Origin of the sequence: Metabacillus herbersteinensis (assembly GCF_042433335.1) — a bacterium.
GTDB classification, from domain to species: domain Bacteria; phylum Bacillota; class Bacilli; order Bacillales; family Bacillaceae; genus Metabacillus; species Metabacillus herbersteinensis.
This window is the reverse complement of the sequence record NZ_JBHLVO010000003.1, coordinates 279,105-302,339: the sequence shown is the minus strand read 5'-3', so window position 1 is coordinate 302,339 and position 23,235 is coordinate 279,105. Positions and strand designations below refer to the sequence as shown.

The following is a 23,235-nucleotide window of genomic DNA, read 5'->3' as shown; positions in this document are numbered from 1 at the left end:
GTTTGTTTTGGACAAGAAAAAAAGCACCTTAGAGAAGGCGCTTTTTCACTTAACCATTATACCCTTTTAGTTGCTGATACCAATATCCAGCATAGTCACTTATGTTGTACAAAGAATGTTGTAACTTATCAATATTTCCCTTTGAAACATGGTTTACTGGAAGTAAATTAGAATTATGTAACATGTCCTGTAAAGCAGGTAATACAAAGGCTCTGAATTCTTTTAATGTTTCATAACTTTTCAATCTTTTTTCTTCTTCTTTAAGGAAATCCTTTAACTGCTTGTACCCTTCTTTGACCTCAGATAATTCATGATTCGATATTCCTTTTGTAGTTCTTTCAAAAAGCTCATCTGCTTTATTCTTATATGTTGTTAATAGCTCAAGTGACATTTCTTTATAGTTAAAATTTTCTTTCAACAACATCAACTCCTTTTGCTAATATTTATTCCTTCAATTAAAAAGCACCCCGAAGGATGCCTCTTAACTTAATCAAATATTATCTCGACAGAAACTAGGTCTTTTCCTGTTTTGTGAATATCTTCAGAACCTGATGAAGATTCCACTAAATCAATAGGACCATCATTCTCTTTTATTAATTTAAGATTTTCCAAGAAATCCCCTTCTTGTATCAAAGGCATATCTCCAAAATCTTCAATAGTTGCTACTATACCATCATTGAATTTCATTGCTAATTTCATTCATATCACCTCACTTCTGCCTACTCATTTCGACAAAAGGAGAAGTATTCCTCTATATATACATCATTTGTACGACAAAAAAAGCCTTCTTCACGAAACTAAGAATAGGCTCTCATCTTTTCTTCTATGAATCTTCTTTTCTGCTCTATCTAAATAAGTCTGAACCGAGCTTTTTGTTACCCCTAACAGTTCTGCTGTGTTTTCAAATGAAAGTCCTTCTGCTCTAATTAAAGTAAACACATCTCTTTCTCTTCTGGTAAGCATACATAGTGCATCCTCAATCAATTCATTTTGATAATCAGATGTTAGATCCTCAGATGGAGCGACAACCACACGCTGTACCTCAAGCTTATCTAACATTTGGGCATCGGTTACATACACATCGACTTTATCTGCTCCACGCATTGCTCCAGGTCTTCTTCCTGTTTCGAGCCACTCAATACTAAATTCTAGGTCGCTGATCATGCTATTAATCAATGAATTATCTAGTTGATCTTGTTCTGTTTGATTATCGATCTTTTCAATATTTCTTTTCATTCTTCTGGCCAAACGTAAGGATTGTTTATATTCATAAATTAATTTTCTCACATGATCAGCTCCCTTTATCTATTTATTTCAAAGCTCCACCACGACCACGATGTAATGTTTGTCTGTTCGTACCCATCAAATAGCGCAGATCACTGTCAGACAGCTTGTCCTTTTTCTTTGTAGGTGGTTTCTTTTTCTGCTGCTGTTTCACTTCTATATGGTCCTGCTCCCATTGTTTCAATTGATCTTGTAAACTAGGATTCATGTACAACCTCTCCTTTTTGACAAATAAAAAGAGGACACCAATCAACACACAGATGTACTGTGTAAAGATCAGTGTCCTCCAGATGGCTGGTAGAACTAGAATTTATTTAAATAAACATTTAATTCTTCATAACGTTCACAAATTTTGTCATTTAAAATCTTTCTTTTGCTAAATTCCGAATGCAAAAAATTGTAGGTTTCGTCCAAGAAGTCATCTAAAATAATAGTGATTAGGGTAATACTTCCGATATCATTACTGCTAAGAAATTGTTTTTCTGATACTAGAAGTTGCTTGATATCCATTTTTACATCAATAATTTGTTTATTATATGCGTCATACTTACGTACATCTTCATAGTCTTTAAAATTATTATCAACTAAAATCATTATCTGTGTAATCAAATCTTTGCATTTATAAGTACTGCCAGTAAATAAGGATTTAGATTTTTCCTCTGATTCTTTTTGTCTTAAAAGCTCTTTTTTGTCTTGTCTTTTAATCTGATAACGTGCTATTAAAAAGGCAATTATTCCTCCAAAAAGCGCACCTATAGCTGAACTAATAGAACTTAATCCAATCTGTTGCCAATCCACTAAAAATCTTCCCCCTCATCAAACTTAACGCGTTTCACCTTGCCTTGATGTGTAATGATCTTGGTCTCCCCATGGTTAGGTAACTCTGTAATTCGAGCTTGTCCATCACAAACGACGATAGCAAAGCTTCCTTTATGTTCCATTATATCAATCTCCGGTTTCATTGTACTAGGATTTATTTTTAGTTCTTTTAGTCTCACCATGATCCCTCCCTGTGGTATTATTTTTGGAGAAATCTATATTATTATGAATCTTTTTAATAGCTTGTCCGTATATACTGTTAAGAAGTTAATATTGGAGGTATACACAGTGAATTTTACTGGTCGTTTCGTTTCTGTAGCAGTATACGTAACTTTGTTAGGTATACTTGGTGCTATAATAAGTATGCTTTTTTAAAGTCAGGGTGCCTCCTGGCTTTTTTTATTTCGTATTTTACTCGAAATCCGCATTAACTGAACGTTACTGTTTCTTGGTTAATAACCTTGTAATTTACACTATGTTTATGTTCTAGTTGCCCAATAACACAACCATCTTCAAAACGTTCTTTAGCTGATTCTATGGCTTCTTCCTTTGTATCGTAAGTATCATTTACCCATTCAATATCCAAACTCGAATACGTCCATTGTCCTTCCATCTTTCCATTCCTCCTATGTCACAATTTTCGTCGATGCCGAAACACAATGCTTATTTTGTTTGTATAGTTTGTAGGATTTTCCACTTCTTTGTCGAATTATTAAATTCATGAAGGAGGTGGAATACATGGCAGAAAACATTACAGTTTCCCCAACACCAATTCAAAGAAATGCATTTGATGTAGCAATGGAACTTTTAACAATGCATCAACAGAAATCAGTGGTTGAAGCAGAGGATATAAGTGAAATTTTTGCAAAGTATTATACTTTAGCAAATACATTACAAAAAAAATCTGCATCTGATCTAAAGGCTTTCCTTCCAGAAGAAATTAGAAGTAAGCTATAATTCTTTCTAAAAATTAATGCCAGCCTTTTAGGGGGCATTAATTTTCTTTATTTTTTTGTTTTACTGGAAACCTCCAATCTGGGAAACCTAATACAAACTGTGATTACTCCTTCCGATTCCTCCACTGGCACTCAGCTAATAAGATCGTCCCTGCTATGCTAAAAGCCCACATAACTAACAACATTGGATGGTCCATTAGCAGTCCCTCTCTTTAATACCAGTTGATCCATGACCGTTTTCTCCACGTTCGGTTTCATTCAGTTCGTTCGTTTCTTCGAATGTCGCTTGGATCACTGGAGCTATAACACCTTGAGCAATTCGATCACCTTTATTAACTTTCGGAAAATGTGTTAAAGTTGGTTTAACAACGTTAAAATCATTGTCCCCGGCAAAAATCCCTTGCATTATTCGAGGTTGAGATGAGTATCTAACGTGTTCGATGTTATCAACTGTTACACTTACTTCTCCACGGTATCCACTATCTACAGTCCCAAATTGAACACGTAATTTAGTTTCAGAAGTAATCCCTGATCTTGGCCTGATCTGCAACTCATATCCTTCTGGAATCTCAAAAGCTAGTCCAACAGGAATTTTCTTTGTTTCACCAGGTTCGATAATTACATCTTTTATGGCAACTAGATCAAAGCCTGAATCACCTTGTTTCGCATATTTAGGAATCACTGCATGTTCTGATAATCGTTTAATTTTGACGTTCATCACAGATCACCATCGTTAGTCCACAATTGAGGATTTTTCAATTTTCCGTTTTCCTCTTTCAGTTGTTTAAGTTCTTTTTCTAATTTTTGCACCTTATCGTCTTTATCTAGATATTGTGTTACGAAGAAACTTGTTAATTCTTTATCTTCCATCATTTAACCCTCCAACTCCTTAATAAAGACCTCAACTCTCGGATAATCGCTATAAAACTTGCTAACTAGCAAAGTAACAATTTGAGAATCATCGTTGTAAATGATCTTGTTCATAGCATCCAGAACACCTTTTGCATGGTTATCAAGATCGGGCTTTGTCACAGGTCTTAAAATGCCTTCTTTTGCTTCTAATTTCTTCTTGTTAGAGAAACTTTGAAGGATAGGCTTGTACACTCTTAGTTCGACAGCTAACGGACCGGTAAGAAGTTTAGATGGACGATGCTGTGAGGCAAGTAACTTCACATAGCTTTTGAAATCCTTAGACTTCTCAGGATCACGCATTTGGACTTTACCTCTTTGGACTGAAGCTCTCGGCCGTCCTTGTGCTACGGCTTCACCAGGTATTGTGAATTCAATCATTACTTAATCACCAAGACAGTCTCTTCAACGAAGGATAACTGCCCCTTAGGCGGCTCATTTTCGAGTTTCTTGACCTTTACCTCACAAACAGGACCAATACCTCTCTCAATGCTTTTCTTGCTCTTTAACGGACGATTGCAGACTGGACAGTTCATGCTGTTTCCTCCCTTGCCATCTTCACCATGTAAAGTGTGTGATCAACAGTGCCTTTGAAATCTCGTCTATACGCTTGATAGTTTGATTTTCTATAATTCCAGAGCTTCGATGACTTAGTATCTTCACTGATTGGAAACAAACAGACATAACCGCGCTTTTCCATATCTTGAATTCGTTTAACTAGCTCTATCTTATCCCAGCCTTTTAAAACAATATGGTTGCCTCTCATGCGCCTTCCTCTTTGGATAATTCTTTACCAAACTGACATTTTACATTTATATGAATCTGCTCTAATTCGCTAGGTGTCAGCTCATACAGCTGCTTTTTATCAGGTGTTTTGGTATAACCGTATTTGATAAGCTCGTTTATCAAATATTTCTTTCGATCTTCGACTCTTTTTCTGAGTTGGTTTGCTTGTGCGTTCATTTCATCACCCACTTTTAAATTTGTTTATACGTTCAGCAAGCTTTCTTTTTTCTTCCTCGAATGCTGCCAGTTCCTCAGGAGTTTGTTTATGTTGTGTATCGGTTTCCTTTAGCCACTTAGGCTCCTTTTCAGTTCGAACAGCTTTTCCGAATCTAGTTTGGGTATTACCTTTTGGCTTATTTTCAAAGTTAGTAGCATCTGTAACGGACTTAATCCCTTGCTTGCGCCAAAGATCTAGTTTGTTAAATACAAACCGCCAGGTTCTACCGTTTCCTCTTGCAGAGAATTTAATAGCTTCTAAGATTACTTGTTCTGGTTCAGTGAATCTAAAGTTTTCAAAGATGTCGTTTAGATCATCTGAAAGTTGTTTATTTAATCCACCTGGTTGAACGATTTGATTATCAATTAATGACTGGATAATATCGGATGTGTCGTCATCCTTTAATCTTTTATCTTTAATTTCTTTTACTTTACTTTCCTTTACTTTCCTTTCCTTTATAGCATTGCGTTCGCTATGCGTTTGCATTGCATTTGCATTGCTAGGTTTTGTTTTTGCATCATCATTAGTAGAACCCTTGTCTTTATTGGATTTATTCCACCTTGCTTCAGCAGCCTTTCTTGCCTTTTCTGATTTATCACTCTTCAATTCCATTCGTCTGTTAAGCGAATCAGACCAGAAAAACTCGCCATCAGAATTCAATAATTTGAACTCTTTTATGCAATCTTCTACATAGCTTTGCATTGCATCTGCGTTGCATTGCGTTTGCATTGCAAGTGCATTCCATACGTATTTTGTTATCTCTATTTTGTGGTTCTCTTGTTCTCTTAACATTTCAATAATGATCCAATACCAACCATATCCTTCAGATCCGTATACACTTCTCATAGATAAGATTTTAGGATCATGCCTTGCGTTACTATCGTGTGAAAAATAGTAAGCTTCTTTTGACATATCACCTCGCCTCCCTTTCGCATACAACAATGGTGTGGTTGTCCTTTGTCTTTATTGGCTTTAAATCAGGATAATAGATAGCTATATAACCCTTTACGTATTCAATAAATAGCTTTTCATTGCCATTGGCCAGACTTCTATAAAAACAAGGTATATCAATTTCAAATCTATCCTGGGACATATACAACCTTCCCTGTCAGTTCCATAATTTCTTTCTTAAATAGATCAGCATTACTGTTTGAATCACTAAGATGCAGGAGCCATATCTCTTGTACGTTTGATAGATCGTTCTCTTTTAGGAATTCTTTGACGTTCTCTAAGCTAAAGTGTGATTTCATTAAACGTTTTTTCATAACAGCTGGGATGGATCCACTAATGATGTTTTCATTTAAGATTTCCATTGAGTAGTTACACTCCACTAAGACGTGTGTAAGACCTTTGAATTTGTATCGAATGTAATAGGTATCTGTAGCGAATAAGAGCTTCTCTCCTGCTTCATTTGCGAGTAAGAACCCTAAAGGCTCTGATACATCATGTTGTACATCAAACGGTAATATGGTCCATGTCCCGACCTTAAACTGCTTCTTGGATTCAACTGTTTTTATTCTGTGATGCTGTATGTTAATAGCTCCTGCAGTTCCAGCGGACATATAGCAATCGATACCGGCTTTAAGTACGTCCTTGATTGATTTACAATGATCACCATGCTCATGCGTTACTAGGCAAGCAGCAACCTCAGACATTTGAAAATTTAAGCCCTTTTGAATTTCTCGGTAGTTTATACCGCATTCAAGTAGAAGGGGGGTATGACCGTCTGTAACCCGGTAGCAGTTCCCCTTACTACTTGAAGCAAGTGCGGTAATCTTAATCAAAAGTCTGGACCACTAGAGAATGCTGATTGTTTTTCTTGCTGTTTTGGTGGCTCAGGATTTTTTTGTTGAGGCTTGTTGTCAGATACTTCTTCAAATTCGACATCAATAATTTCAGAGTTGGCATTCTCTTTTACTTCTTTCCTTACTGCTTCTTCTGGTGAAGCATTGCCTACTTGCGCTGTTTCTTCTTCTGTATACAAGTTCCCTAAATTACCAGGAAAGGCTTCACGCATTGCATTAACAATTGCTGTTTTCCGAATCATATTGAGAGGCATCTGCTTCCAAGTTGCCTGATTTTTATTGAATTCTTCATAGCTGAGTCGAACAGTGATTGGAGATTTTCTATCTGATCGGTATACCTTAGCCCAACCACCGATTAAAGTATCAGTTGGGAGCTTTATAGCACCTTCAACATCTTTCATTTCTCCTGCTCGCTCTACAATAATGCCAGCTTCTAGACCATCAAACTTTTCGTTGGTTTCAGCTCTTTTCATAAAGGCTTCTTTACCAACAATGATTTGAGCTGGATTGGAACCAAATTTCACTAGGTATGCTTCATTTAGGAATGGATTCAATTTCTGATACTTACAGAGGTTTATGAACATGACTATTTCTTGCTCTGTTACTTCTGCATTTCCTCGTACAAGGTAGTTCTTCACTGTCGAACCAGATAACTTTACTGCCTCACCATTGACTTCAAACTCAACACTCTTGGTCATTAAATCATTACTCATTAAATTGCCTCCTTATGGTTTCCATACTCGACTCTGAGCTTTTTATCAGCTTCTGAAACTACTAAGCTTATGATCTGAGAGTTAACATCAATTAATTGAGTGACGGCTTCGCTATTGTCTACAAAGATTGGAGCGATAACTCCATAGTGTTCAGAAAGAGTATTGATAATATCAAGACCTACATTGATACGTGCTGCATTGTTAAGACCACTTGAGTAAGGGACTCCATCGAATGTAGTTTCACAGATCTCTTCTAAACCACCGTTGATGTTTGTTTTAAATAAATTGAAGCGTGCATAACGGAATTTTGAATTGATCTTATCTTCCAGAAGATTCACTTTAGTACGGATAAATTCTTCTGTTAAGAAAAGCTGTTGTTCTAAATCCTCAAATTGACGAGCAAGATCCTTTTCTTGATCCTGTAACTCTGTAATACGGACCTCAGCTTGCTTTACCTGAATGAATTTAGATCGATCTTGCTCTAGAGCACTAATCTCATTCTTTAACTTAGATAGCTCATCTCGTGCATTTGATAAGGATTGAATAACAGACGTTTTCAGCTCTAATATCTCTGCATTTACTATCTCTTGTTGCTTAAGTTTGGTTTTATAGACAGGATCTAGTTGGATGTCTTTAACATCTTTTTGAAGATCGTTTATTTCAGTTTCCAGAATATTTATGGATGCCTGTTTTTCAGTGATCGAGACAGAAAGTATTTGTAATTCTTGTTCTAATGCTTTATTTTGTTCTTGGTAATCCTGAATCTTTGCAGCAGTTGCTTTTCCTCTGCTTGTTATTGACTCAAGTTCATGAGCCTTTTTTAGATTGAATGAAGATAAAGCTTTATCATGTGCCGCCTGTACTTCTTCAACTGGAAGAGCTTGTCCACATGTTGGACAGTTAGAATCATGATGATCCTCGAAAACTCGACTATTAACTGAGTGCCATTCTTTTGTTAGAAGGTCCTTATCTCTCAAAAGACTAGAAACTGTATCTTGGTTGGAGAAGATATGTCTTTCTTTTCTCTTTAAGTCATGCTGCATTGAATCAAGATCCCCTTGAAGATTAAAGAGCTCTCTTCGTTTTCCATTTACTTTTTCGTGTGATGCTATTTGGTGCTCGTTTTTTAATTGAATAAGTTCTCCTTCAATTACACGAAGTTGTTTTTCTTTATTTGATATTTCACCGCCTGATTGAATCCGGCTGATTTCTTGTTCCTTTTCAACAATTGCGTTTTTCAAGTAAGTAATTTCATCATTAAGGCTTTGTTCATCTAACCCTGAAAGATCAGGTGTTGATCTTTGAACCTCATCGATTCTAATAGGGATCCGATCTAGTTCTTTATTAATCTCTGTCCGCTTTGCACCAATCACTTTTCGATGATCTTCGATGCTACGACCTTTCAATATTCCTGGTAGTTTAGACAACGCGTTATTACCATTGATAACTTCTTCGTTTGTAATGTCACCGCAAATTTCTAATAAGGTTGTTCTACGATCTTGCCACTTTAATTGATCATTAAAATAAGATGGTGAAGTTAGGAGTTTGAATATATCCTCTGATACGATCTCGGATACTTTGTCGGTAAATTCCTTTTTCTTAGCAGGAACTCCATCAATGAAGTAATCTGTTGTATGGCCACTAAATTCTGATTGAGCTGCACCACGTTTCTTAGTCCACTTTTCAGTAAATACTTTACGCAAGGTGAATTCTTTTCCGTTTATTAAAAAGATTCCTTCAACTTCATGTTCTAACCCATGAAGATTAGTTCCGACTTTATTTAGAGTCTTAATAGAAAAGTCTTTTTTGTTTTGGCTGTCTTTATCAAACAAGAGCCAAATGAAACCATCGAATAATGTAGTCTTACCAGTAGCGTTATCACCGTACACTTTTACGTTTTCACCTTGTAGATCCAAAGTGAAATTGTTAACACCTTTGAAATTCTTAAGGTTAAGCTGAAGTAGTTTAATTTGCTGCATGTTTAGGGCCTCCACTATTCAATTTGTTTTTTAAGGCAACGTACTTGTTAAATTGCTCCTTACTAGAGAATTGAAAGACTGGCATACCGCTAGCTTTAATCGTGATCTGTCCGCCAGCTAGAACTAAGCGACGTTGATCAGTTTCATTGAAAGGAATTTCAATCATGTTTTTACCTCCATTTGATTTTTTGAAGGGAATCCACTAGAATGATAGTTAAGTAATTTAATCAGTGAATTCCTAAAGCTCACCTCGCCTGGTGGGCTTTTTATTTTGTTCTAATTTCATAGCACCGGATGCTACATCTTTGAGTGACTCATCACTTTTACAAATAGGACAAACCACTTCTGCATGATCCTCAAAAGCTTGTTCAACAGCAAAAGTCAAAATACAACTCTCACACTCGTAAACATGAAACAAATGCGATTCCAAACTAACTCACCTCTTTCCGATGCTCATTCACACCATTCAGCCTTAGCAAGAAGGAAAACAGGGGAGGATCAACCCTCTCGCTAAGACTCAATGGAAAGAACAAGAGTTCTTGCCACCACTCCAATAGAGTGATAAAATGAAGTTACGCTATATTCACCTGCAGCAGTGAGCTTACGAGAGCTTACTGCTTATTTTTTTCTTCTCTTTCCACGATTTCGTAACCTAATTTGATAAGAGCCATCTCGTAACCGAATCTATAATCCTCTATTTCTTTTTCACTCTTTAACGACACAGGTGGATTTTCAAAACCTCTAACAATATTTTCTTCATGGTCCACGGATAAGTTATTTATTCCATATCGATAAGGTTTAATTCTCATTCCTTCACCCTCCTACTCGTTTCCGACTGCCAACCACACAACTCCAAGCGATAAAACTAACAGAGCAAACAAGTAAATGATTAAAATATTCATGCTCTACTCCTTTGAATAATTGCTACATCCATGCCCGTCAGTGATAACTCCCTAGCTACATTTACTAATTTGTCATGATTTACTTTACGAGATTGTAGTTTCTCTATTTCTTTGATCGTATTCAGGAAATCTACAGCTGATAGTTTTGCTTCTTTCAAATCTTCGTAATATAAGGCAGCTGCCATTCGTGTGAGTAGATCATAAGCGCAAATGTGTTCTCTCTCTGCTTGATCCAAGTCATGGATTAAGTACTTTTCTTTGTTCATACAAGCACCGTCTGTCTTTCTTCGTACCTTGGCATTGCTACTTTTGTAGAAAATGACTTCACTGTCCATGAATCAGCTAGTGATTTCAAATCGACTCCAAACTCACGATTCAATGCATATAATGTAGTTTTGTTTGCTGGAACTAAGTCATAAATTTGTTGAAAATCTTTTATCGGAACATCTGTAATAGTTCCAGGTCTTAAATTGGACATCCACCATTCGATGTTTTCTACAGCAACTCTTGCCTGGTCAATTTGCTTTCTAAGATTTATTAAAGCTCTACCTAGATTTTCATTAAGACGAGGATCAATTGGTGCTGTTGCCAATGGATGTAGACCAAATATGTAATGAACCATGTCAGCGTGCTCGTATGCTCCTAACGCTGTAAACCACCTTATTGCTAATTCCGGTGTTGGATTAACGTATCCATTTTCAATTTCACTCATCTGCTTTTGAGTACGGTTGATGATATTCCCTAGTGCTGATTGACTAAAGCCTGTTTCTATTCGAATGTCTCTCATCTCTACATTCAAGTTGTGTAACGCGTATGGTGTGTTCGCCATAATTTCTCCTCCTGATATATTCAGTTTTTAGTAGTATTATTTTATATATGAAGGAACCCGGTAAGATTTAGGAAACCTTACGCGGAATCCAACTTTCTATATAACGTAATGCGGATTGTAATTCTTTTCGTTTTACATCTTTGTAACTTGCAACACCGAATCGATCTTTTATTTCACGATAGATTTCACGGAAGTATTTTGGTCTTACATCTGGATCATTGCAGATTTCATAAACTTTGGTTGCCACACCTGTTTGAAGTCTGCGTTGTTCACCATAATCAAGAGTTATTTGTTCTTCTACCTTGTGCTCTAGTTCGAGAATTTTACGGTCATGATGACCAATCGTTTTTTGCAATTCATCTTGTCTCTCAGCAGTTTCGATTGTTAATCTCATTGCTTCAATTCGCATTTGTCTTTCATCTAGGACCTTTACTTTGTTCTGTTCGATATGGTCACGCATTTTCTTAAACTCTTGAATAAATTTCACTTTCATTCTCATTGCTTCAGGAGTTACATAAGACATAACTACAATTGCAAATGCATCTTCTGTCATGTTGTACTTCCGATATTGACGACCTCGTTCATTCGAGTAAGTTGACTCCTCAAAGTTGTGGAGTGAAAATTCTTGTTCACCAGACTGATTTAATTTATCTATTTGGTTTTCTATATCTCGTAAAACACTATCGTGACGCTTTTCGAATACTTCTGAGATTGTAAGACTGTCGGTAACAGGTTTGTTATTTTCAATAAAAACTAATTGGCTCATTAAATCGCCTCCTGGCATGTAATAGATTCTTGATCACGTATCCAAGCATCAATTGTTTCAACACTGAACAAAATGCGACGACGTACCCTGAAATGTGGAATTTCTTTTTCTCTTACCATTGTGTAGACAGTGTCAGGGTGAACTCCGAGGTATTCAGCAACACCTTGGACGGTAAGTTTTTTGTTACCCATGATGTACCTCCTTTTAGGCAGTATTCGAATTTCCGCACGTTTTGTGCGTATTGTGGTTAAAAAAAATTTCTTGCACACTTTTTTTGTAGTAATTAGCTAATTTAATCTTAATTTCATCACGAGGTATTCTTTGGCCGTTTTCATACATTTGGAGGGCGCTAATACTTATTCCGACTTTATTTGCTACCAACTCGCGTGATTTCTCAGCCCGAAGGTTTAAAAGTTTTTTACCAATTAAAACTCTATCCAAAATTCCCTCCTCCTTTCTGCACAATTCGTGTTGCTATAGTTACATATTACACCGCACATTTCGTGTTGTCAACACTAATCGTGCGAAAATATTCCAATTAGCACAAATCGTGTTATTATTGATGATAGGTGATGCAAAGTGTCCAATTATGGAGATAGATTAAGAAAACTTAGGAAAAATAAAAAAATAGAATCGCAAAAAAAGTTTGGTGAAATCTTCGGCCTTAGTGAAAGTACAATTAGTATGTATGAACGAGCAGAACGAAGACCTGATTACGAAACACTCCAAAAGTTTTCTGATTTTTTCAATGTGTCAATTGACTACATAATCACAGGAAAAGAAATAGCGAATTCCAGTGACGAGATGTGGAAAGAATTATTAGATCCCAAAGCTCAAATCTTCTTTAAAGATCTACAAGAAGCACCTGAGGAAAAAATTGAAGAGTTAATTCGCTTTTGGGAATTTATTAAGGAAAGAGATAAAGATAAATAAAGGAGATCGACAAATAACAAGGTCATGTGGCCTTTTCTTTTTAGCATTAAACAGAACATACATTCTCATTGGGGGCAATTATGAATTATCAAACAACATTGTTAGAGGATTGGATCAAAGAATTTTACAAAAATATTGGGATTTTCCATCCTCATCAACTTGATTTTATGGAGATTGCTGCACGTATAGGATTATCTGTTGAGTTTCAAGAGTTTTCTAGCCGCACATATAGAGGAGAGATAATACTTGATAAGAGGTTATCACCAGAAGATCAATGGGATGACTTTGCACATGAAATATGTCATATCCTTCGCCATTATGGAAACCAACTGAACATGCCTGAGTTATTTTTTAAACATCAAGAGGGGCAGGCGGATAATTTTTCATTACACTTTTGTATTCCAACTTTCATGCTACTAAAATACGAAGTAACTAATTTTTCAAACGTTATTGATGGCATTCCGTTTGTAGCAAAAACATTTAAAGTAACTGAACAGTTTGCTAAGAAGCGACTTATTCAATATAGAAACCAAATTCAACGGTCCAAGTCAGATCAAGAGTTCAGAATTTATATGAACGCTAAGCATCCTAAATTAAACCCCGAGAATTATTCAGATGAAACCAAATCCATTTTGGACAAGCTTCATAGACAGCTAGATAAGAAGAATACAAAAGAAGGGATGTTGGTCTAGTGCCAAGACAGCGAGTATACCACGACTATGTAAATGGAGAATTAGCACCCTACTGGTACGTTTTAACCTTTAGAAAAGGAGATATTGACTGGGGTGAAAGTAAACTATTTTTCGAAGTAATAGCACCATTTGAATTCTTTGATCGAGATCAATTTGACGACTCTATGCCTGCTATCTCGATTTACATGGAAGATTTGATAATCAATAGAGTAAATCCTACAAGACTAGGCATCAGGCTAGAAACCGTAAAAGCAAGGATATTAGAACATGGTGTTGATCCTTGGTTCATGCAGCAGTTTATTATTCAGATGCCTGACATTGAGGAAGTCTTAGGTTTACTACCCAACGAAAGAAAGAAAACATTTTTACTTATTTAGGAAAGGGTGAGATGTTTGGCAAGTATACAAAAACGTGGAGATAGTGCATTTCTTTTAGTAGTTGAAGCTGGATATAAAGCAAATGGAAAACGTGATAAACGTACAAAAACAATTCGAATCGAAGATCAGGCACTGCTGAAAACAACAAAGAAGTTGCGTGATTTTTTAGATAAAGAATTGCACACATTCAAAATAGAAGTGGAAGCCGGACAATATATTTCACCGGAAAAAATGACCCTACAAAGCTTTGTAATCGAATGGGAAAATAAGTACGCTGTAAAAGAACTTTCTGAAACAACCTTAGTAGGATATCTTTCACATTTACACAATCATATTTTACCTACCATGGGACATATGAGGATAGATCAAATTAAGCCTATTCATATTATAAATATGTTAGATCAGATCAAAAGAGTTGATGGAAGGGACAAACCTCTTACCAGCAGGACAGCTCAAAACGCGTATTTGACCATCCGTAATATATTGAAGCGAGCAGTGGAATGGAAGGTTATCAAGGAAAATCCGGTTGAAAGCGTCAAAAAACCTAAAGATAATTCCTTAAATAAAGATGAAGTGAACGTCTATGATGAAACTGAGGTAGAGTCTTTATTTGAACTGGTACAAAATGAGCCTTTTCACTGGAGAGTATATACATCTTTAGCGCTTGCAGCTGGACTAAGAAGAAGTGAAGTGTTGGGGTTGGAATGGTCCAGAGTAGACTTTGAAAAAGGGACTATTTTTATTAACCAAGTAATCGTCAAAGGAAAAAACGGACCTATTTTAAAAGGACCTAAATCAAGAAAATCTAAAAGGTTGGTCTCTTTACCTAAATACGTGCTTAAGGAACTTAAGGAATATCATCTTCATTGGAAAAAGGAAAAAATGAAAATGGGTGAAGATTGGATAGAAAATAATCACGAATGGTTATTTTGTAAAGAGGATGGAACGCACTTTTACCCTACAACACCAACAACATGGTGGGGACGTTTTACAAAACGAACCGGAGTCCGTTATATCCGACTCCACGATCTAAGACATACATCTGCCACCCTCTTAATTAATCAAGGTGTTCATGCGAAAATTATCTCCGAAAGACTCGGGCATGCGGACATACGTGTCACAATGGACACGTATGGTCATGCTCTTCAAAAGGCAGATCAAGAAGCAGCAAACAAACTCGATGACTTATTTTCAAAGAAACAACTAATAGAAAAATAATTCAGTTGTTGACGATTTGTTGACCAAATTCGTCAACAGCCTTCCAAAACTATCATACTTCTACCTATATCAAACAGATTAAAGCATTGATACAACTTGTTTTAATTCCAAACATCCGTTCCCTTCCTAGTGGGTCATTTACACTGGCAGCCAAAAGGTCAGGAGTTCGATCCTCCTAGTCTCCATAAAAAAGCAAAAGACAAAGCCTCACTTCAAATTGAAGTGAGGCTTTGTCTTTTTTAAATTTGATTCGCAGTGGTCGTTTGTTATCACATTCTACTTTCAATCTTCATATTCAAATAGGTAAACTTCAAAAAATTAGAATTCAATATAATTTTCACAGTGTATCCTACTCCAAGTTATCTACATGACGATCGTTTATACACTCTTTACACACACCGTATACATCATGTTTTTCTTCAGTGATTTCTTCCATTCTTCCACATACTTCACATATTTTCAGTACCATATTATCACCTCATTATTGTCTATTGCTTAATAGGCCCTTCTTCATTAATTACTTCATAGTGCCCACTGTCTGTAATAGCTTGCTGAAAGTCTTGAATGGAGGCAGCATCTTCGTCATAGGAAACGGTAGCTTTACCTGTGTCTAATTGAATTTCAACGTTTCGAATTCCCCAAACGTCATGTAGAATTTCGCTTATTCGTTTTGCATCTTCTTCAGTGTTCATTTTTTTCAGTAGTAAAGTTTTCTTCGTCTCCACTTAGAAGCACCCCCTAAACCGTATCAATGTTTTTGTTCATTTAATTCTTTACCCATTCCTTGTAAGAAACCCACCATAACCGATAGCGAGGAAAGAACACTCGGATCGTTCATCGATTTAAGTAGGCCCCACTTACTTACCCTTTCGGTTGATTCAGATGCCTGCTCTAATCCGCGATTGGCCGCTTTAAGTAATGTATTTAGTTTTACTGGATCTAATTCTCCAAGGAGTTGAGCCGTTTGAATCCCATTTTTTATCGTATTATGCATAGTAAGTTGGTTCATTTGTTGAACGGCAATCACACCAACTTTCTCCCTTGTTTTTAATAAGCCGTTCATGATATCCAGAACTCCCGCGTTTTGAAGTTCATTCATAATATCCAATGTGTTTTTAATTGTTTCTTTGTTTTTTGCAATCAATGAAAGGATTTCTGACAAAGACTCAGTCTGTTCTTCTTCTGGGCTCATTGTTTTCTTTTCGATGTGTCTAATTGCTTTAGCCATCAATATCCCTCCCTTTCAACGACTTCATCAACTGGAGTAAAATCTCGACGGTTCCATTTCTTTTCCACTTCAACCCCAATATGTGGTTGTCTGTTTCCGAAGCGGTAATTTTCCTTTGGAAGTGGTGATTCACCTTCAGATTTAATTATTTCCATTTTTACATGCATTTCCTTGTAGTTTGGTGTATGAGTATGTTTATCGTAATAGCTACTTGTTAACTTGTTAACCGCTGATTCATCTTCTTGCGAGTGCATTGGAAAGTAAAGCTGATTGCCTTTAACATGACCGGTCACCCAAACTCTAACTTTAGCTTCACCATATGGGGAGGTAAGCTTGACAAGAGCTCCGGTCTTTATTCCTCTTTCCTTCGCTAGTTCTGGTGAAACCTCTAACCAAGGGTTAGGCACCTTTTTCTTAATACTTTCAACTCGGTAGGTCATATTTCCCTCATGAAAGTGTTCCAATATCCGTCCGTTATTTAGATGCAAATCATACTCATCACCTACTTCAAGAGGTGGAGTCCACTCAACCTGGAACAAACGAGCTTTTCCATCCGGAAACGCAAATTCTTTTTCATATAAAAGCGGTGAATCTGTTCCATCCGCCTGAACTGGCCAGATTTGGCTTTTCCAACCATCAAGTCGCTCATAGCTTACACCTGCAAAAAGCGGGGCAAGACTTGCTGCTTCCTTCATAATATCCCCAGGGTGTTCGTACTTCCAATTCGCTCCAAGAGCATTTGCGATTTCTTGAAAAATAACCCAGTCTGGCTTGCTTTCACCTAGTGGTTCTAAGACTTGATACAACCGTTGAATACGTCTTTCCGTATTCGTGAACGTACCTTCTTTTTCAAGGCTTGGTGAAGCTGGTAAAACTACATCAGCATACCGAGCTGTTTTCGATAAAAAGATATCTTGAACGACGAAGAAGTCTAATTTTTCAAATGCCGCTTCAACATGGTTAATATTCGAATCGACAAGACCCATTTCTTCACCAAAGAGATACATCGCTTTGACTTTTCCATCATGGATTGCTTCGACAATTTGGTGGTTATTTAAACCTGGCTTTTTCGGAAGCTCAGTTCCCCAAGCTTTTTCATAGCGAGAGCGTACTTTTTCATTTTCAATTGGCTCATAACCAGGAAGCCATGCAGGCATTGTTCCAAAGTCACATGCCCCTTGCACATTGTTGTGTCCGCGCAATGGATAGGCGCCAGTACCAGGCTTACCATAGTTACCTGTTACTAAAAGGAGATTAGAAATCGCTGTGCTTGTATCAGAACCACCTAGATGCTGGGTAACACCCATTGCCCAGAGGATACATACACTTTTAGCTTCATGGATCATTGTTGCTAATTCAATAAGCTGTTTTTTACTAATTCCCGTTTTTTCTTCTGCATATTCAATTGTGTATGGCTCTAAAGATGAGACGTAATCCTCGTATCCTTTCACACGATTTTCTAAAAATTCTTTCGCTTCCCAGCCTTGATCGATAATGTATTTCGTTATTGCTGACAACCACACTAAATCTGAGCCCGGATTTGGATGGATCTTAAAATCAGCCATTTCTGCAAGCTCATGCTCGCGAATATCAGCGATAACTAGCTTTTGACCATGTAGTTTATGAGCACGCTTAATTCTTGTCGCTAAAACCGGGTGAGATTCAGCTGGGTTAGCTCCTACGACAAAGACTAAGTCTGAACTCGCAATATCCTTAATCGTACCCGAATCACCACCATAGCCAACTGTTCTCAGCAGTCCAGCAGTAGCGGGTGATTGGCAGTAGCGAGAACAGTTGTCAATGTTATTTGTTTTAAAAATAGATCGTGCTAGTTTTTGAAACAGATAGTTCTCTTCATTGGTACATTTGGATGAAGCAATAAAGCCGAGTGAATTAGGGCCATGTTCTTCCATTGTATTCGTCAGCTTCGAGGCAATTAGATTAATTGCTTCTTCCCATGTCGATTCAACAAACATGTCACCTTGACGAATAAGCGGTTTCTTTAATCTATCCTCACTGTTAACAAAGTCCCAGCCCCATTTGCCCTTCACACAAGTAGAGATTCCATTGGCAGGAGCGTGTTCCCTGGGCTGTACCTTTAAAATCTCTCTACCTTTTGTCCAAATTTCAAAGCTACATCCAACTCCACAATATGTACAAACAGTTTTCGTTTTCTTAATTCTAGCTTCTCTCATTGTTGCTTCTATGTTAGAAATTGCAAAAATTCCATTATAACCTGGCTCAACTTCCTTGGTTATATCAATCATTGGCTCAAGAACATCCTTAGGTATTCCTGTCATATATCCCGCTTTTCCGAGCATTGATTTTTCCATCAATGCGTTACAAGGACAAACTGTTACACAATGTCCACACGATACGCATGACGACTCATTAATCGGTACATCTTGATCCCAAATAACTCTAGGTTTTTCCCGTTCCCAATCAATACTTAACACTTCACTTACTTGCACATCTTGACATGCTTCCACACACAACCCGCATAAAATACATTGATCAGGTTCATAGCGGTACATCGGATGTGAATTGTCAGGTGGATATGGTTTTGCCTCAAAGCGGTATTTCTGATGTTCAATGCCTAAATGTTCTGCAGTATTATGCACTTCACAGTTTCCGTTATTATTGTCACAAACAGTACAGTAAAGCTCATGATTTTTTAAAATTCGTGACATCGCCTCTAACTGTGCTGCTTTGGTTTTATCAGACAATGTTTCAATTTTCATTCCCGGTTCAGCTTTTGTCGCACAAGCTCTTTTTAGGTCACCATTAATCTCAACCATACATGTATCACATGTTTGGATAACCCCAATTCCTACCTGTGGCTGATACGAGCAAATTCCCGGGATATAAAGATCACTATGTTCTTTTGCGACTTCAAATACAGACGCACCAGGATGAGCCTCTACCACTTGTCCATTAATATGTATTGCAAAAGATTGTTGGTTCAACAAAGATAACCTCCTAACTTGAAGTTGCTGGTGTAAGTTTGTTATTCCCTTCTGCCCGCTGCCTCTTTATACCAGTTCGCATGATGTAGGAAACAATTAATGCAGATGCAAGTAGGGCTGCAAAAATATAGAACGTCGTATTATAGCTTTGTGTTGTTTCCCGAATATAAGCAACAACCATCGGACCAACAATACCTGCTGTTGACCAGGCAGTAAGTAAATACCCATGGATTGCTCCTAGTTGTTTTGTTCCAAATAAATCGCCAATAAAAGCTGGAAGTAAGGCAAATCCACCACCATACATTGTTAAGATTGCAAAAATAATAAACTGAAATATAAATACATTTGTAATATAAGGAAGCAATAAGAAGAAAAGAAGCTGGGTTGCAAAAAAGACCAGATAAACAGTAGACCGACCCAAATAATCGGAAAGTGTAGCCCATCCAATCCTTCCCCCTCCATTGAATAGCCCCATTAGACCGACCATTGAAGCAGCTGCGATTGTTGTCATTCCTACCTTTTCCTGTGCCATAGGAGAGGCAACGGATATCAGCATAATTCCAGCAGAGATATTTACTAACATCATCCACCACAGCATCCAAAAACGTCCTGTTTTAACCGCTTCATTTGCAGTCAATTGTGAAAGATCTTGTTTTACCGATTCTTTTCCAACAACTTGATTTTCCTTTATAGATGCTGGCTTCCATCCCTCTTGAGGTCTAACAATATAAGACGCACCTAACGACATAAGAACAAGATAGCTTGCTCCTAATATAAAAAAGGTAGTTGGTATTCCAACTATGTTCATTAGTTTTGCCGCAAGTGGCCCAGCAATAAGAGCACCGGCTCCAAACCCAAAAACAGCCATCCCTGTCGCAAGTCCTCGACGATCAGGAAACCATTTAACAAGTGTGGATACTGGGGCAATGTAACCAATTCCCAAGCCAATTCCACCGATTGCTCCATAGGTTAGATAAAATCCATATAAAGACCCAAAGTTTAGAGCAACTCCAGCTCCAATCATTCCAACGCTAAAGAAAATGGCTGCAACAAAAGCTGAAATCCTAGGACCTCGCTTTTCTACAAACTTTCCAAATATCGCAGTTGATAACCCTAAGAAAAAGATCGCAATTGTAAAAGAAAAGGCTACCTCAGTACTTCCCCAGCCATACGTATCTGAAAATGGTTTTTTAAATACGCTATAAGCATAAATTGAACCAATTGATAAATGAATGGCAATTGCACTTAACGCGATTAACCAACGATTCTTTTCTTTCATAACTCCCCCTCACTTCCATTATTTGTTTTAGTTCTCTTATATATCTCCTTTTAGTAAGAGGTTTATACAGTAACTCTCTCTTTCTAACTTACTATCTTTAAAAATGGTCAGATGGTATCCTCATAGGCGAGGAGCCGCATTTATACTTTTCAATGGAAGGTATATGGTATGAAGAGTATTGATCATCAACATTAACTCTTACTTACTATATAAAAAAAACGCAAGCGCCTTGTTCAGCCTTAGGCATAGCATAAGACGATTCTAGGTTATAGAAGGCGTTCTTTGCCTTCAATTTAGAATTGACTTATGACCTCGATGGGCTAGGCGCTGGCAGTCAAAAACGCGACGTCAATCGCCATGACTGCACTAGCACGTCCTGTGCGTCGGGGCTGGATTCAGAAACGCAAACTGAATCCTAGAATTATATAAATTCTGGTATTTAGATAAAGGACGATAAAAACGAGGAAGTTTCGTGAAGAGGAAAAACTTAAAAGACATTGAACACTTTTCGTTCAATGCCTTTCTTTATAATCTTGAATTTAATGGATCCGTTTCCATCGCAGATATTCTGAGATATCGTATTGATTCTCCGTTTGCAAATTTCAGATACCTATATTGATGTCTACTTTCCTTTCTTTACCTCATGTAGCCTGTCTGGAAAATTAGTAAACATCCCTGTTACTCCCCAGTCAATCAATTTGTTCATCGTTTCCTTGTCATTTACAGTATATGGGTGTATTTCAAGCCCACTGTTGACCACCTTTTGCACATATTCCTGGTTTAAATATGTATGGTTTGGCCCAACTCCAATGGCATATTCTTTAATGGCTGAAATTTCGACATCGGTAATTGCAGCATTGGCTTTATAGGAAAGCAATTGAACAAGCTTAACCGATGGATCGAGTTCGTTCATTGTTAACAAGCTAAGCGGACTAAAAGATTGAACAAGTAGCGACTTTTTGTTAATATCGTACTCATTTACTAGACGCAAAAGTTCTTTTTCCATACCAGGATAAACCTCTGGTGATTTAGTTTCGATATAATAGCTTGCGTTCTTGCCGAATTTTTGAAAAACCTCTTCGAGAGTAGGCACTTTTAATCCTAGATAGTCAGGATTAGCGTATTGTGGGTATTTTTCATTAAACCAGTTACCTGCATCCAGCTGCTTGATTTGATCGAGTGTAAAGTCTTTAACAAGGCCTGTCCCGTTTGTCGTCCGATCTAAGGCCTCATCGTGCATAGCAATTAACGTGCCGTCCTTTGTCATCTGCAAATCTATTTCAATATAGTCACCGTGCATTTTCTTGCCCATTTGGTAGGATGAAATTGTATGTTCTGGAGCATAACCAGAAGCACCGCGATGTGAAACATTTAGGATTTCCTTATGTTTTTCCTTTGCCATTGCTGTTCCCCCGCCTGCAGCAAAACCTATTCCAATTACAAGAGCACCAAGTGCTGACATCCATTTTTTATTCAATCTACTCATCTCCCATCTCTTAATTAACCACTCTTTAAAGATAGCAGTAGATTATTAATTTCCTTTTACACAAAGGTTAAGGTTGGGAACTACTAGATTACAAGAAAGTAAAAGTGTTACAGTTAAAAGTCAGATGAAAATCATTTACTAGTCAGCACGCATATAAAAATACTTACCATTTTCTCAATAAGATAAAAAAAATCATCCCCATTATACAGGAGGATGATTATAGTTTAGTAGGCTTTGTTAGGGTATGTTATATTCTTTGCAACTAATTGCACCAAAATCTTTATCGGCAATCGCAACAACTTAAGGTTAAAATTTTGATTAACTAGAATGAACCTTTAGTAACACATCTTCGTCGTCATTTTCGTCTAGTGCTTCTTGCTCTGCCTTTAATTTAGCAACTTTAGCTTGCTTATTTTTCGCAATTAATAAAACACCTGCAACGACTAATATCTCAAATCCATATTTGACAAAGCCGTTGGCAAAATAGGCTTCTAAGAATGGCTCTCCTACTATCATCTTCGAAGCAGTCCAAGCTAAGATAGCAGCACCTATTGTAACAATTACAGGGAAACGCTCGATCCATTTTAATATTAATGTACTACCCCACATCACAATTGGTATAGAAATTAACAGACCTAGCATGACTAGTGTAAAGTTCCCATGAGAAGCTCCGGCAACTGCTAAAACATTATCTAGACCCATTAATGCATCGGCTATAATAACGGTTCGAATAGCAGCCCAAAAGTTATCTCCAGCTTTAACATTTCCATGATCATTTTCATCGACAAGCAATTTGTACGCAATAATTACTAATAAAAGACCTCCAACTAAATGTAGACCTGGGATGTTTAGTAACCAAACAACTGCGAAGGTAGCTACCATTCGAATTGCAATGGCTCCTATAGCACCCCAAAAGATGACTTTCTTCTGCTGATGTGCTGGTAAGTTCCTTGCCGCAAGCCCGATTAGGATTGCATTATCACCTGCTAGCACTAAGTCAATAACAATGATAGTTAAAAGTGCTGTTAAAAATTCCGTTTCCATTAAAGTTCCTCCCTTTCTACTACTCTTAAAGAATCGAAAACCGTTGA

36 protein-coding genes are annotated in these 23,235 nt (G+C 37.2%); 5 read left to right on the top strand and 31 right to left on the bottom strand.

Annotation, left to right across the window (positions count from 1 at the left end):
* Nucleotides 1-49 precede the first annotated feature (49 nt).
* The 7 genes from ACFFIX_RS06600 to ACFFIX_RS06570 all read right to left on the bottom strand — a co-directional run bounded on the left by ACFFIX_RS06600 (nucleotide 50) and on the right by ACFFIX_RS06570 (nucleotide 2,716).
* A complete protein-coding gene (locus ACFFIX_RS06600; protein WP_378931812.1) occupies nucleotides 50-418 on the bottom strand; it encodes a hypothetical protein in 369 nt (122 codons plus the stop codon).
* Between the two features lie 68 nt (nucleotides 419-486).
* On the bottom strand, nucleotides 487-699 hold the full coding sequence (locus ACFFIX_RS06595) for a hypothetical protein (protein ID WP_378931809.1): 213 nt from the start codon (nucleotides 697-699) through the stop codon (nucleotides 487-489).
* A gap of 90 nt (nucleotides 700-789) precedes the next feature.
* Nucleotides 790-1,287 carry a sigma-70 family RNA polymerase sigma factor gene (locus tag ACFFIX_RS06590; RefSeq protein WP_378931806.1) on the bottom strand — a complete coding sequence of 166 codons (498 nt, stop codon included), beginning with the start codon at nucleotides 1,285-1,287 and terminating at the stop codon, nucleotides 790-792.
* Between the two features lie 22 nt (nucleotides 1,288-1,309).
* A complete protein-coding gene (locus ACFFIX_RS06585; protein WP_378931803.1) occupies nucleotides 1,310-1,492 on the bottom strand; it encodes a hypothetical protein in 183 nt (60 codons plus the stop codon).
* A gap of 95 nt (nucleotides 1,493-1,587) precedes the next feature.
* Entirely contained in the window at nucleotides 1,588-2,082 is a 495-nt protein-coding gene (locus ACFFIX_RS06580) for a hypothetical protein (protein WP_378931801.1), read from the bottom strand.
* On the bottom strand, nucleotides 2,082-2,282 hold the full coding sequence (locus tag ACFFIX_RS06575) for an XtrA/YqaO family protein (protein ID WP_378931799.1): 201 nt from the start codon (nucleotides 2,280-2,282) through the stop codon (nucleotides 2,082-2,084). The genes ACFFIX_RS06580 and ACFFIX_RS06575 overlap by 1 nt, the downstream gene beginning before the upstream one ends.
* Before the next feature lie 248 nt (nucleotides 2,283-2,530).
* The gene (locus tag ACFFIX_RS06570) at nucleotides 2,531-2,716 is read right to left on the bottom strand and encodes a hypothetical protein (protein ID WP_378931797.1); all 186 of its coding nucleotides are present in this window, start codon (nucleotides 2,714-2,716) and stop codon (nucleotides 2,531-2,533) included.
* Nucleotides 2,717-2,841: 125 nt separating this feature from the next.
* On the opposite strand from ACFFIX_RS06570, the gene ACFFIX_RS06565 reads away from it, so the two are divergent.
* A complete protein-coding gene (locus ACFFIX_RS06565) occupies nucleotides 2,842-3,060 on the top strand; it encodes a hypothetical protein (protein ID WP_378931795.1) in 219 nt (72 codons plus the stop codon).
* Nucleotides 3,061-3,255: 195 nt separating this feature from the next.
* Here the strand turns inward: ACFFIX_RS06565 and ACFFIX_RS06560 are convergent, their stop codons facing one another.
* From ACFFIX_RS06560 to ACFFIX_RS06475, 18 genes are all read right to left on the bottom strand, one after another.
* Nucleotides 3,256-3,777, bottom strand: a complete 522-nt coding sequence (locus ACFFIX_RS06560) for a dUTP diphosphatase (protein WP_378931792.1) — start codon at nucleotides 3,775-3,777, stop codon at nucleotides 3,256-3,258.
* Nucleotides 3,777-3,929 (bottom strand): hypothetical protein, encoded by a 153-nt coding sequence (locus tag ACFFIX_RS06555; protein ID WP_378931790.1) that lies wholly within the window; start codon nucleotides 3,927-3,929, stop codon nucleotides 3,777-3,779. The genes ACFFIX_RS06560 and ACFFIX_RS06555 overlap by 1 nt, the downstream gene beginning before the upstream one ends.
* Before the next feature lie 3 nt (nucleotides 3,930-3,932).
* Nucleotides 3,933-4,349: a RusA family crossover junction endodeoxyribonuclease gene (locus ACFFIX_RS06550; protein ID WP_378931788.1), complete on the bottom strand. Its 417-nt coding sequence runs from the start codon at nucleotides 4,347-4,349 to the stop codon at nucleotides 3,933-3,935.
* Complete coding sequence (locus tag ACFFIX_RS06545) at nucleotides 4,349-4,504, bottom strand: DUF6011 domain-containing protein (RefSeq protein ID WP_378931786.1); 156 nt, start codon at nucleotides 4,502-4,504, stop codon at nucleotides 4,349-4,351. Before ACFFIX_RS06545 ends, ACFFIX_RS06550 begins: the two co-directional genes overlap by 1 nt.
* Nucleotides 4,501-4,734: a hypothetical protein gene (locus tag ACFFIX_RS06540; protein WP_378931784.1), complete on the bottom strand. Its 234-nt coding sequence runs from the start codon at nucleotides 4,732-4,734 to the stop codon at nucleotides 4,501-4,503. The genes ACFFIX_RS06545 and ACFFIX_RS06540 overlap by 4 nt, the downstream gene beginning before the upstream one ends.
* Nucleotides 4,731-4,931, bottom strand: coding sequence for a Fur-regulated basic protein FbpA (fbpA, locus tag ACFFIX_RS06535; protein WP_378931782.1), 201 nt, complete (start codon nucleotides 4,929-4,931; stop codon nucleotides 4,731-4,733). Before fbpA ends, ACFFIX_RS06540 begins: the two co-directional genes overlap by 4 nt.
* 4 nt (nucleotides 4,932-4,935) lie before the next feature.
* Entirely contained in the window at nucleotides 4,936-5,883 is a 948-nt protein-coding gene (locus ACFFIX_RS06530) for a Lin1244/Lin1753 domain-containing protein (protein WP_378931779.1), read from the bottom strand.
* A gap of 167 nt (nucleotides 5,884-6,050) precedes the next feature.
* Nucleotides 6,051-6,755: an MBL fold metallo-hydrolase gene (locus ACFFIX_RS06525; RefSeq protein ID WP_378931777.1), complete on the bottom strand. Its 705-nt coding sequence runs from the start codon at nucleotides 6,753-6,755 to the stop codon at nucleotides 6,051-6,053.
* The gene (bet, locus tag ACFFIX_RS06520) at nucleotides 6,752-7,489 is read right to left on the bottom strand and encodes a phage recombination protein Bet (RefSeq protein ID WP_378931774.1); all 738 of its coding nucleotides are present in this window, start codon (nucleotides 7,487-7,489) and stop codon (nucleotides 6,752-6,754) included. The genes ACFFIX_RS06525 and bet overlap by 4 nt, the downstream gene beginning before the upstream one ends.
* Complete coding sequence (locus ACFFIX_RS06515) at nucleotides 7,489-9,468, bottom strand: AAA family ATPase (protein ID WP_378931772.1); 1,980 nt, start codon at nucleotides 9,466-9,468, stop codon at nucleotides 7,489-7,491. The genes bet and ACFFIX_RS06515 overlap by 1 nt, the downstream gene beginning before the upstream one ends.
* The gene (locus ACFFIX_RS06510; RefSeq protein ID WP_378931770.1) at nucleotides 9,455-9,634 is read right to left on the bottom strand and encodes a YjzJ family protein; all 180 of its coding nucleotides are present in this window, start codon (nucleotides 9,632-9,634) and stop codon (nucleotides 9,455-9,457) included. The genes ACFFIX_RS06515 and ACFFIX_RS06510 overlap by 14 nt, the downstream gene beginning before the upstream one ends.
* A gap of 72 nt (nucleotides 9,635-9,706) precedes the next feature.
* Nucleotides 9,707-9,898 (bottom strand): FmdB family zinc ribbon protein, encoded by a 192-nt coding sequence (locus ACFFIX_RS06505; RefSeq protein WP_378931768.1) that lies wholly within the window; start codon nucleotides 9,896-9,898, stop codon nucleotides 9,707-9,709.
* A 181-nt stretch (nucleotides 9,899-10,079) separates the two neighbouring features.
* Nucleotides 10,080-10,277: a hypothetical protein gene (locus tag ACFFIX_RS06500; protein WP_378931766.1), complete on the bottom strand. Its 198-nt coding sequence runs from the start codon at nucleotides 10,275-10,277 to the stop codon at nucleotides 10,080-10,082.
* 89 nt (nucleotides 10,278-10,366) lie between these two features.
* Nucleotides 10,367-10,636: a hypothetical protein gene (locus tag ACFFIX_RS06495; RefSeq protein ID WP_378931764.1), complete on the bottom strand. Its 270-nt coding sequence runs from the start codon at nucleotides 10,634-10,636 to the stop codon at nucleotides 10,367-10,369.
* Nucleotides 10,633-11,199 (bottom strand): helix-turn-helix domain-containing protein, encoded by a 567-nt coding sequence (locus ACFFIX_RS06490; protein WP_378931762.1) that lies wholly within the window; start codon nucleotides 11,197-11,199, stop codon nucleotides 10,633-10,635. The genes ACFFIX_RS06495 and ACFFIX_RS06490 overlap by 4 nt, the downstream gene beginning before the upstream one ends.
* A gap of 67 nt (nucleotides 11,200-11,266) precedes the next feature.
* On the bottom strand, nucleotides 11,267-11,965 hold the full coding sequence (locus ACFFIX_RS06485) for a Rha family transcriptional regulator (RefSeq protein ID WP_378931760.1): 699 nt from the start codon (nucleotides 11,963-11,965) through the stop codon (nucleotides 11,267-11,269).
* Complete coding sequence (locus tag ACFFIX_RS06480) at nucleotides 11,965-12,156, bottom strand: helix-turn-helix domain-containing protein (RefSeq protein WP_378931758.1); 192 nt, start codon at nucleotides 12,154-12,156, stop codon at nucleotides 11,965-11,967. Before ACFFIX_RS06480 ends, ACFFIX_RS06485 begins: the two co-directional genes overlap by 1 nt.
* 13 nt (nucleotides 12,157-12,169) lie before the next feature.
* A complete protein-coding gene (locus ACFFIX_RS06475; RefSeq protein ID WP_378931756.1) occupies nucleotides 12,170-12,406 on the bottom strand; it encodes a helix-turn-helix transcriptional regulator in 237 nt (78 codons plus the stop codon).
* Between the two features lie 138 nt (nucleotides 12,407-12,544).
* Between ACFFIX_RS06475 and ACFFIX_RS06470 the strand changes: the two genes are divergently transcribed.
* From ACFFIX_RS06470 to ACFFIX_RS06455, 4 genes are all read left to right on the top strand, one after another.
* The gene (locus ACFFIX_RS06470) at nucleotides 12,545-12,898 is read left to right on the top strand and encodes a helix-turn-helix domain-containing protein (protein WP_378931752.1); all 354 of its coding nucleotides are present in this window, start codon (nucleotides 12,545-12,547) and stop codon (nucleotides 12,896-12,898) included.
* A gap of 80 nt (nucleotides 12,899-12,978) precedes the next feature.
* The gene (locus ACFFIX_RS06465; protein WP_378931750.1) at nucleotides 12,979-13,590 is read left to right on the top strand and encodes an ImmA/IrrE family metallo-endopeptidase; all 612 of its coding nucleotides are present in this window, start codon (nucleotides 12,979-12,981) and stop codon (nucleotides 13,588-13,590) included.
* Nucleotides 13,590-13,967 carry a hypothetical protein gene (locus ACFFIX_RS06460; RefSeq protein WP_378931748.1) on the top strand — a complete coding sequence of 126 codons (378 nt, stop codon included), beginning with the start codon at nucleotides 13,590-13,592 and terminating at the stop codon, nucleotides 13,965-13,967. The genes ACFFIX_RS06465 and ACFFIX_RS06460 overlap by 1 nt, the downstream gene beginning before the upstream one ends.
* A 15-nt stretch (nucleotides 13,968-13,982) precedes the next feature.
* The gene (locus ACFFIX_RS06455) at nucleotides 13,983-15,185 is read left to right on the top strand and encodes a tyrosine-type recombinase/integrase (protein ID WP_378931746.1); all 1,203 of its coding nucleotides are present in this window, start codon (nucleotides 13,983-13,985) and stop codon (nucleotides 15,183-15,185) included.
* Between the two features lie 488 nt (nucleotides 15,186-15,673).
* Here ACFFIX_RS06455 and ACFFIX_RS06450 read toward each other — a convergent pair whose 3' ends face one another.
* From ACFFIX_RS06450 to ACFFIX_RS06425, 6 genes are all read right to left on the bottom strand, one after another.
* A complete protein-coding gene (locus tag ACFFIX_RS06450) occupies nucleotides 15,674-15,910 on the bottom strand; it encodes a heavy-metal-associated domain-containing protein (RefSeq protein ID WP_378931744.1) in 237 nt (78 codons plus the stop codon).
* 23 nt (nucleotides 15,911-15,933) lie between these two features.
* The gene (locus tag ACFFIX_RS06445) at nucleotides 15,934-16,413 is read right to left on the bottom strand and encodes a helical membrane plugin domain-containing protein (RefSeq protein ID WP_378931741.1); all 480 of its coding nucleotides are present in this window, start codon (nucleotides 16,411-16,413) and stop codon (nucleotides 15,934-15,936) included.
* Nucleotides 16,413-19,379, bottom strand: coding sequence for a formate dehydrogenase subunit alpha (gene fdhF, locus ACFFIX_RS06440; protein WP_378931739.1), 2,967 nt, complete (start codon nucleotides 19,377-19,379; stop codon nucleotides 16,413-16,415). Before fdhF ends, ACFFIX_RS06445 begins: the two co-directional genes overlap by 1 nt.
* 13 nt (nucleotides 19,380-19,392) lie before the next feature.
* Nucleotides 19,393-20,658 (bottom strand): L-lactate MFS transporter, encoded by a 1,266-nt coding sequence (locus tag ACFFIX_RS06435; protein WP_378931737.1) that lies wholly within the window; start codon nucleotides 20,656-20,658, stop codon nucleotides 19,393-19,395.
* Nucleotides 20,659-21,280: 622 nt separating this feature from the next.
* Nucleotides 21,281-22,144, bottom strand: coding sequence for a glycerophosphodiester phosphodiesterase (locus tag ACFFIX_RS06430; RefSeq protein WP_378931735.1), 864 nt, complete (start codon nucleotides 22,142-22,144; stop codon nucleotides 21,281-21,283).
* Nucleotides 22,145-22,462: 318 nt separating this feature from the next.
* A complete protein-coding gene (locus ACFFIX_RS06425) occupies nucleotides 22,463-23,188 on the bottom strand; it encodes a TerC family protein (protein ID WP_378931733.1) in 726 nt (241 codons plus the stop codon).
* Nucleotides 23,189-23,235: the final 47 nt, after the last annotated feature.

Bases quoted from the DNA above. Each gene is read 5' to 3' on its own strand.
- ACFFIX_RS06595 (WP_378931809.1), bottom strand. From the start codon at position 699: ATGAAATTAGCAATGAAATTCAATGATGGTATAGTAGCAACTATTGAA.
- ACFFIX_RS06585 (WP_378931803.1), bottom strand. From the start codon at position 1,492: ATGAATCCTAGTTTACAAGATCAATTGAAACAATGGGAGCAGGACCAT.
- ACFFIX_RS06570 (WP_378931797.1), bottom strand. From the start codon at position 2,716: ATGGAAGGACAATGGACGTATTCGAGTTTGGATATTGAATGGGTAAAT.
- ACFFIX_RS06565 (WP_378931795.1), top strand. From the start codon at position 2,842: ATGGCAGAAAACATTACAGTTTCCCCAACACCAATTCAAAGAAATGCA.
- ACFFIX_RS06560 (WP_378931792.1), bottom strand. From the start codon at position 3,777: ATGAACGTCAAAATTAAACGATTATCAGAACATGCAGTGATTCCTAAA.
- ACFFIX_RS06555 (WP_378931790.1), bottom strand. From the start codon at position 3,929: ATGGAAGATAAAGAATTAACAAGTTTCTTCGTAACACAATATCTAGAT.
- ACFFIX_RS06550 (WP_378931788.1), bottom strand. From the start codon at position 4,349: ATGATTGAATTCACAATACCTGGTGAAGCCGTAGCACAAGGACGGCCG.
- ACFFIX_RS06545 (WP_378931786.1), bottom strand. From the start codon at position 4,504: ATGAACTGTCCAGTCTGCAATCGTCCGTTAAAGAGCAAGAAAAGCATT.
- ACFFIX_RS06540 (WP_378931784.1), bottom strand. From the start codon at position 4,734: ATGAGAGGCAACCATATTGTTTTAAAAGGCTGGGATAAGATAGAGCTA.
- fbpA (WP_378931782.1), bottom strand. From the start codon at position 4,931: ATGAACGCACAAGCAAACCAACTCAGAAAAAGAGTCGAAGATCGAAAG.
- ACFFIX_RS06530 (WP_378931779.1), bottom strand. From the start codon at position 5,883: ATGTCAAAAGAAGCTTACTATTTTTCACACGATAGTAACGCAAGGCAT.
- bet (WP_378931774.1), bottom strand. From the start codon at position 7,489: ATGAGTAATGATTTAATGACCAAGAGTGTTGAGTTTGAAGTCAATGGT.
- ACFFIX_RS06515 (WP_378931772.1), bottom strand. From the start codon at position 9,468: ATGCAGCAAATTAAACTACTTCAGCTTAACCTTAAGAATTTCAAAGGT.
- ACFFIX_RS06510 (WP_378931770.1), bottom strand. From the start codon at position 9,634: ATGATTGAAATTCCTTTCAATGAAACTGATCAACGTCGCTTAGTTCTA.
- ACFFIX_RS06500 (WP_378931766.1), bottom strand. From the start codon at position 10,277: ATGAGAATTAAACCTTATCGATATGGAATAAATAACTTATCCGTGGAC.
- ACFFIX_RS06495 (WP_378931764.1), bottom strand. From the start codon at position 10,636: ATGAACAAAGAAAAGTACTTAATCCATGACTTGGATCAAGCAGAGAGA.
- ACFFIX_RS06490 (WP_378931762.1), bottom strand. From the start codon at position 11,199: ATGGCGAACACACCATACGCGTTACACAACTTGAATGTAGAGATGAGA.
- ACFFIX_RS06485 (WP_378931760.1), bottom strand. From the start codon at position 11,965: ATGAGCCAATTAGTTTTTATTGAAAATAACAAACCTGTTACCGACAGT.
- ACFFIX_RS06480 (WP_378931758.1), bottom strand. From the start codon at position 12,156: ATGGGTAACAAAAAACTTACCGTCCAAGGTGTTGCTGAATACCTCGGA.
- ACFFIX_RS06465 (WP_378931750.1), top strand. From the start codon at position 12,979: ATGAATTATCAAACAACATTGTTAGAGGATTGGATCAAAGAATTTTAC.
- ACFFIX_RS06445 (WP_378931741.1), bottom strand. From the start codon at position 16,413: ATGGCTAAAGCAATTAGACACATCGAAAAGAAAACAATGAGCCCAGAA.
- ACFFIX_RS06435 (WP_378931737.1), bottom strand. From the start codon at position 20,658: ATGAAAGAAAAGAATCGTTGGTTAATCGCGTTAAGTGCAATTGCCATT.
- ACFFIX_RS06430 (WP_378931735.1), bottom strand. From the start codon at position 22,144: ATGAGTAGATTGAATAAAAAATGGATGTCAGCACTTGGTGCTCTTGTA.
- ACFFIX_RS06425 (WP_378931733.1), bottom strand. From the start codon at position 23,188: ATGGAAACGGAATTTTTAACAGCACTTTTAACTATCATTGTTATTGAC.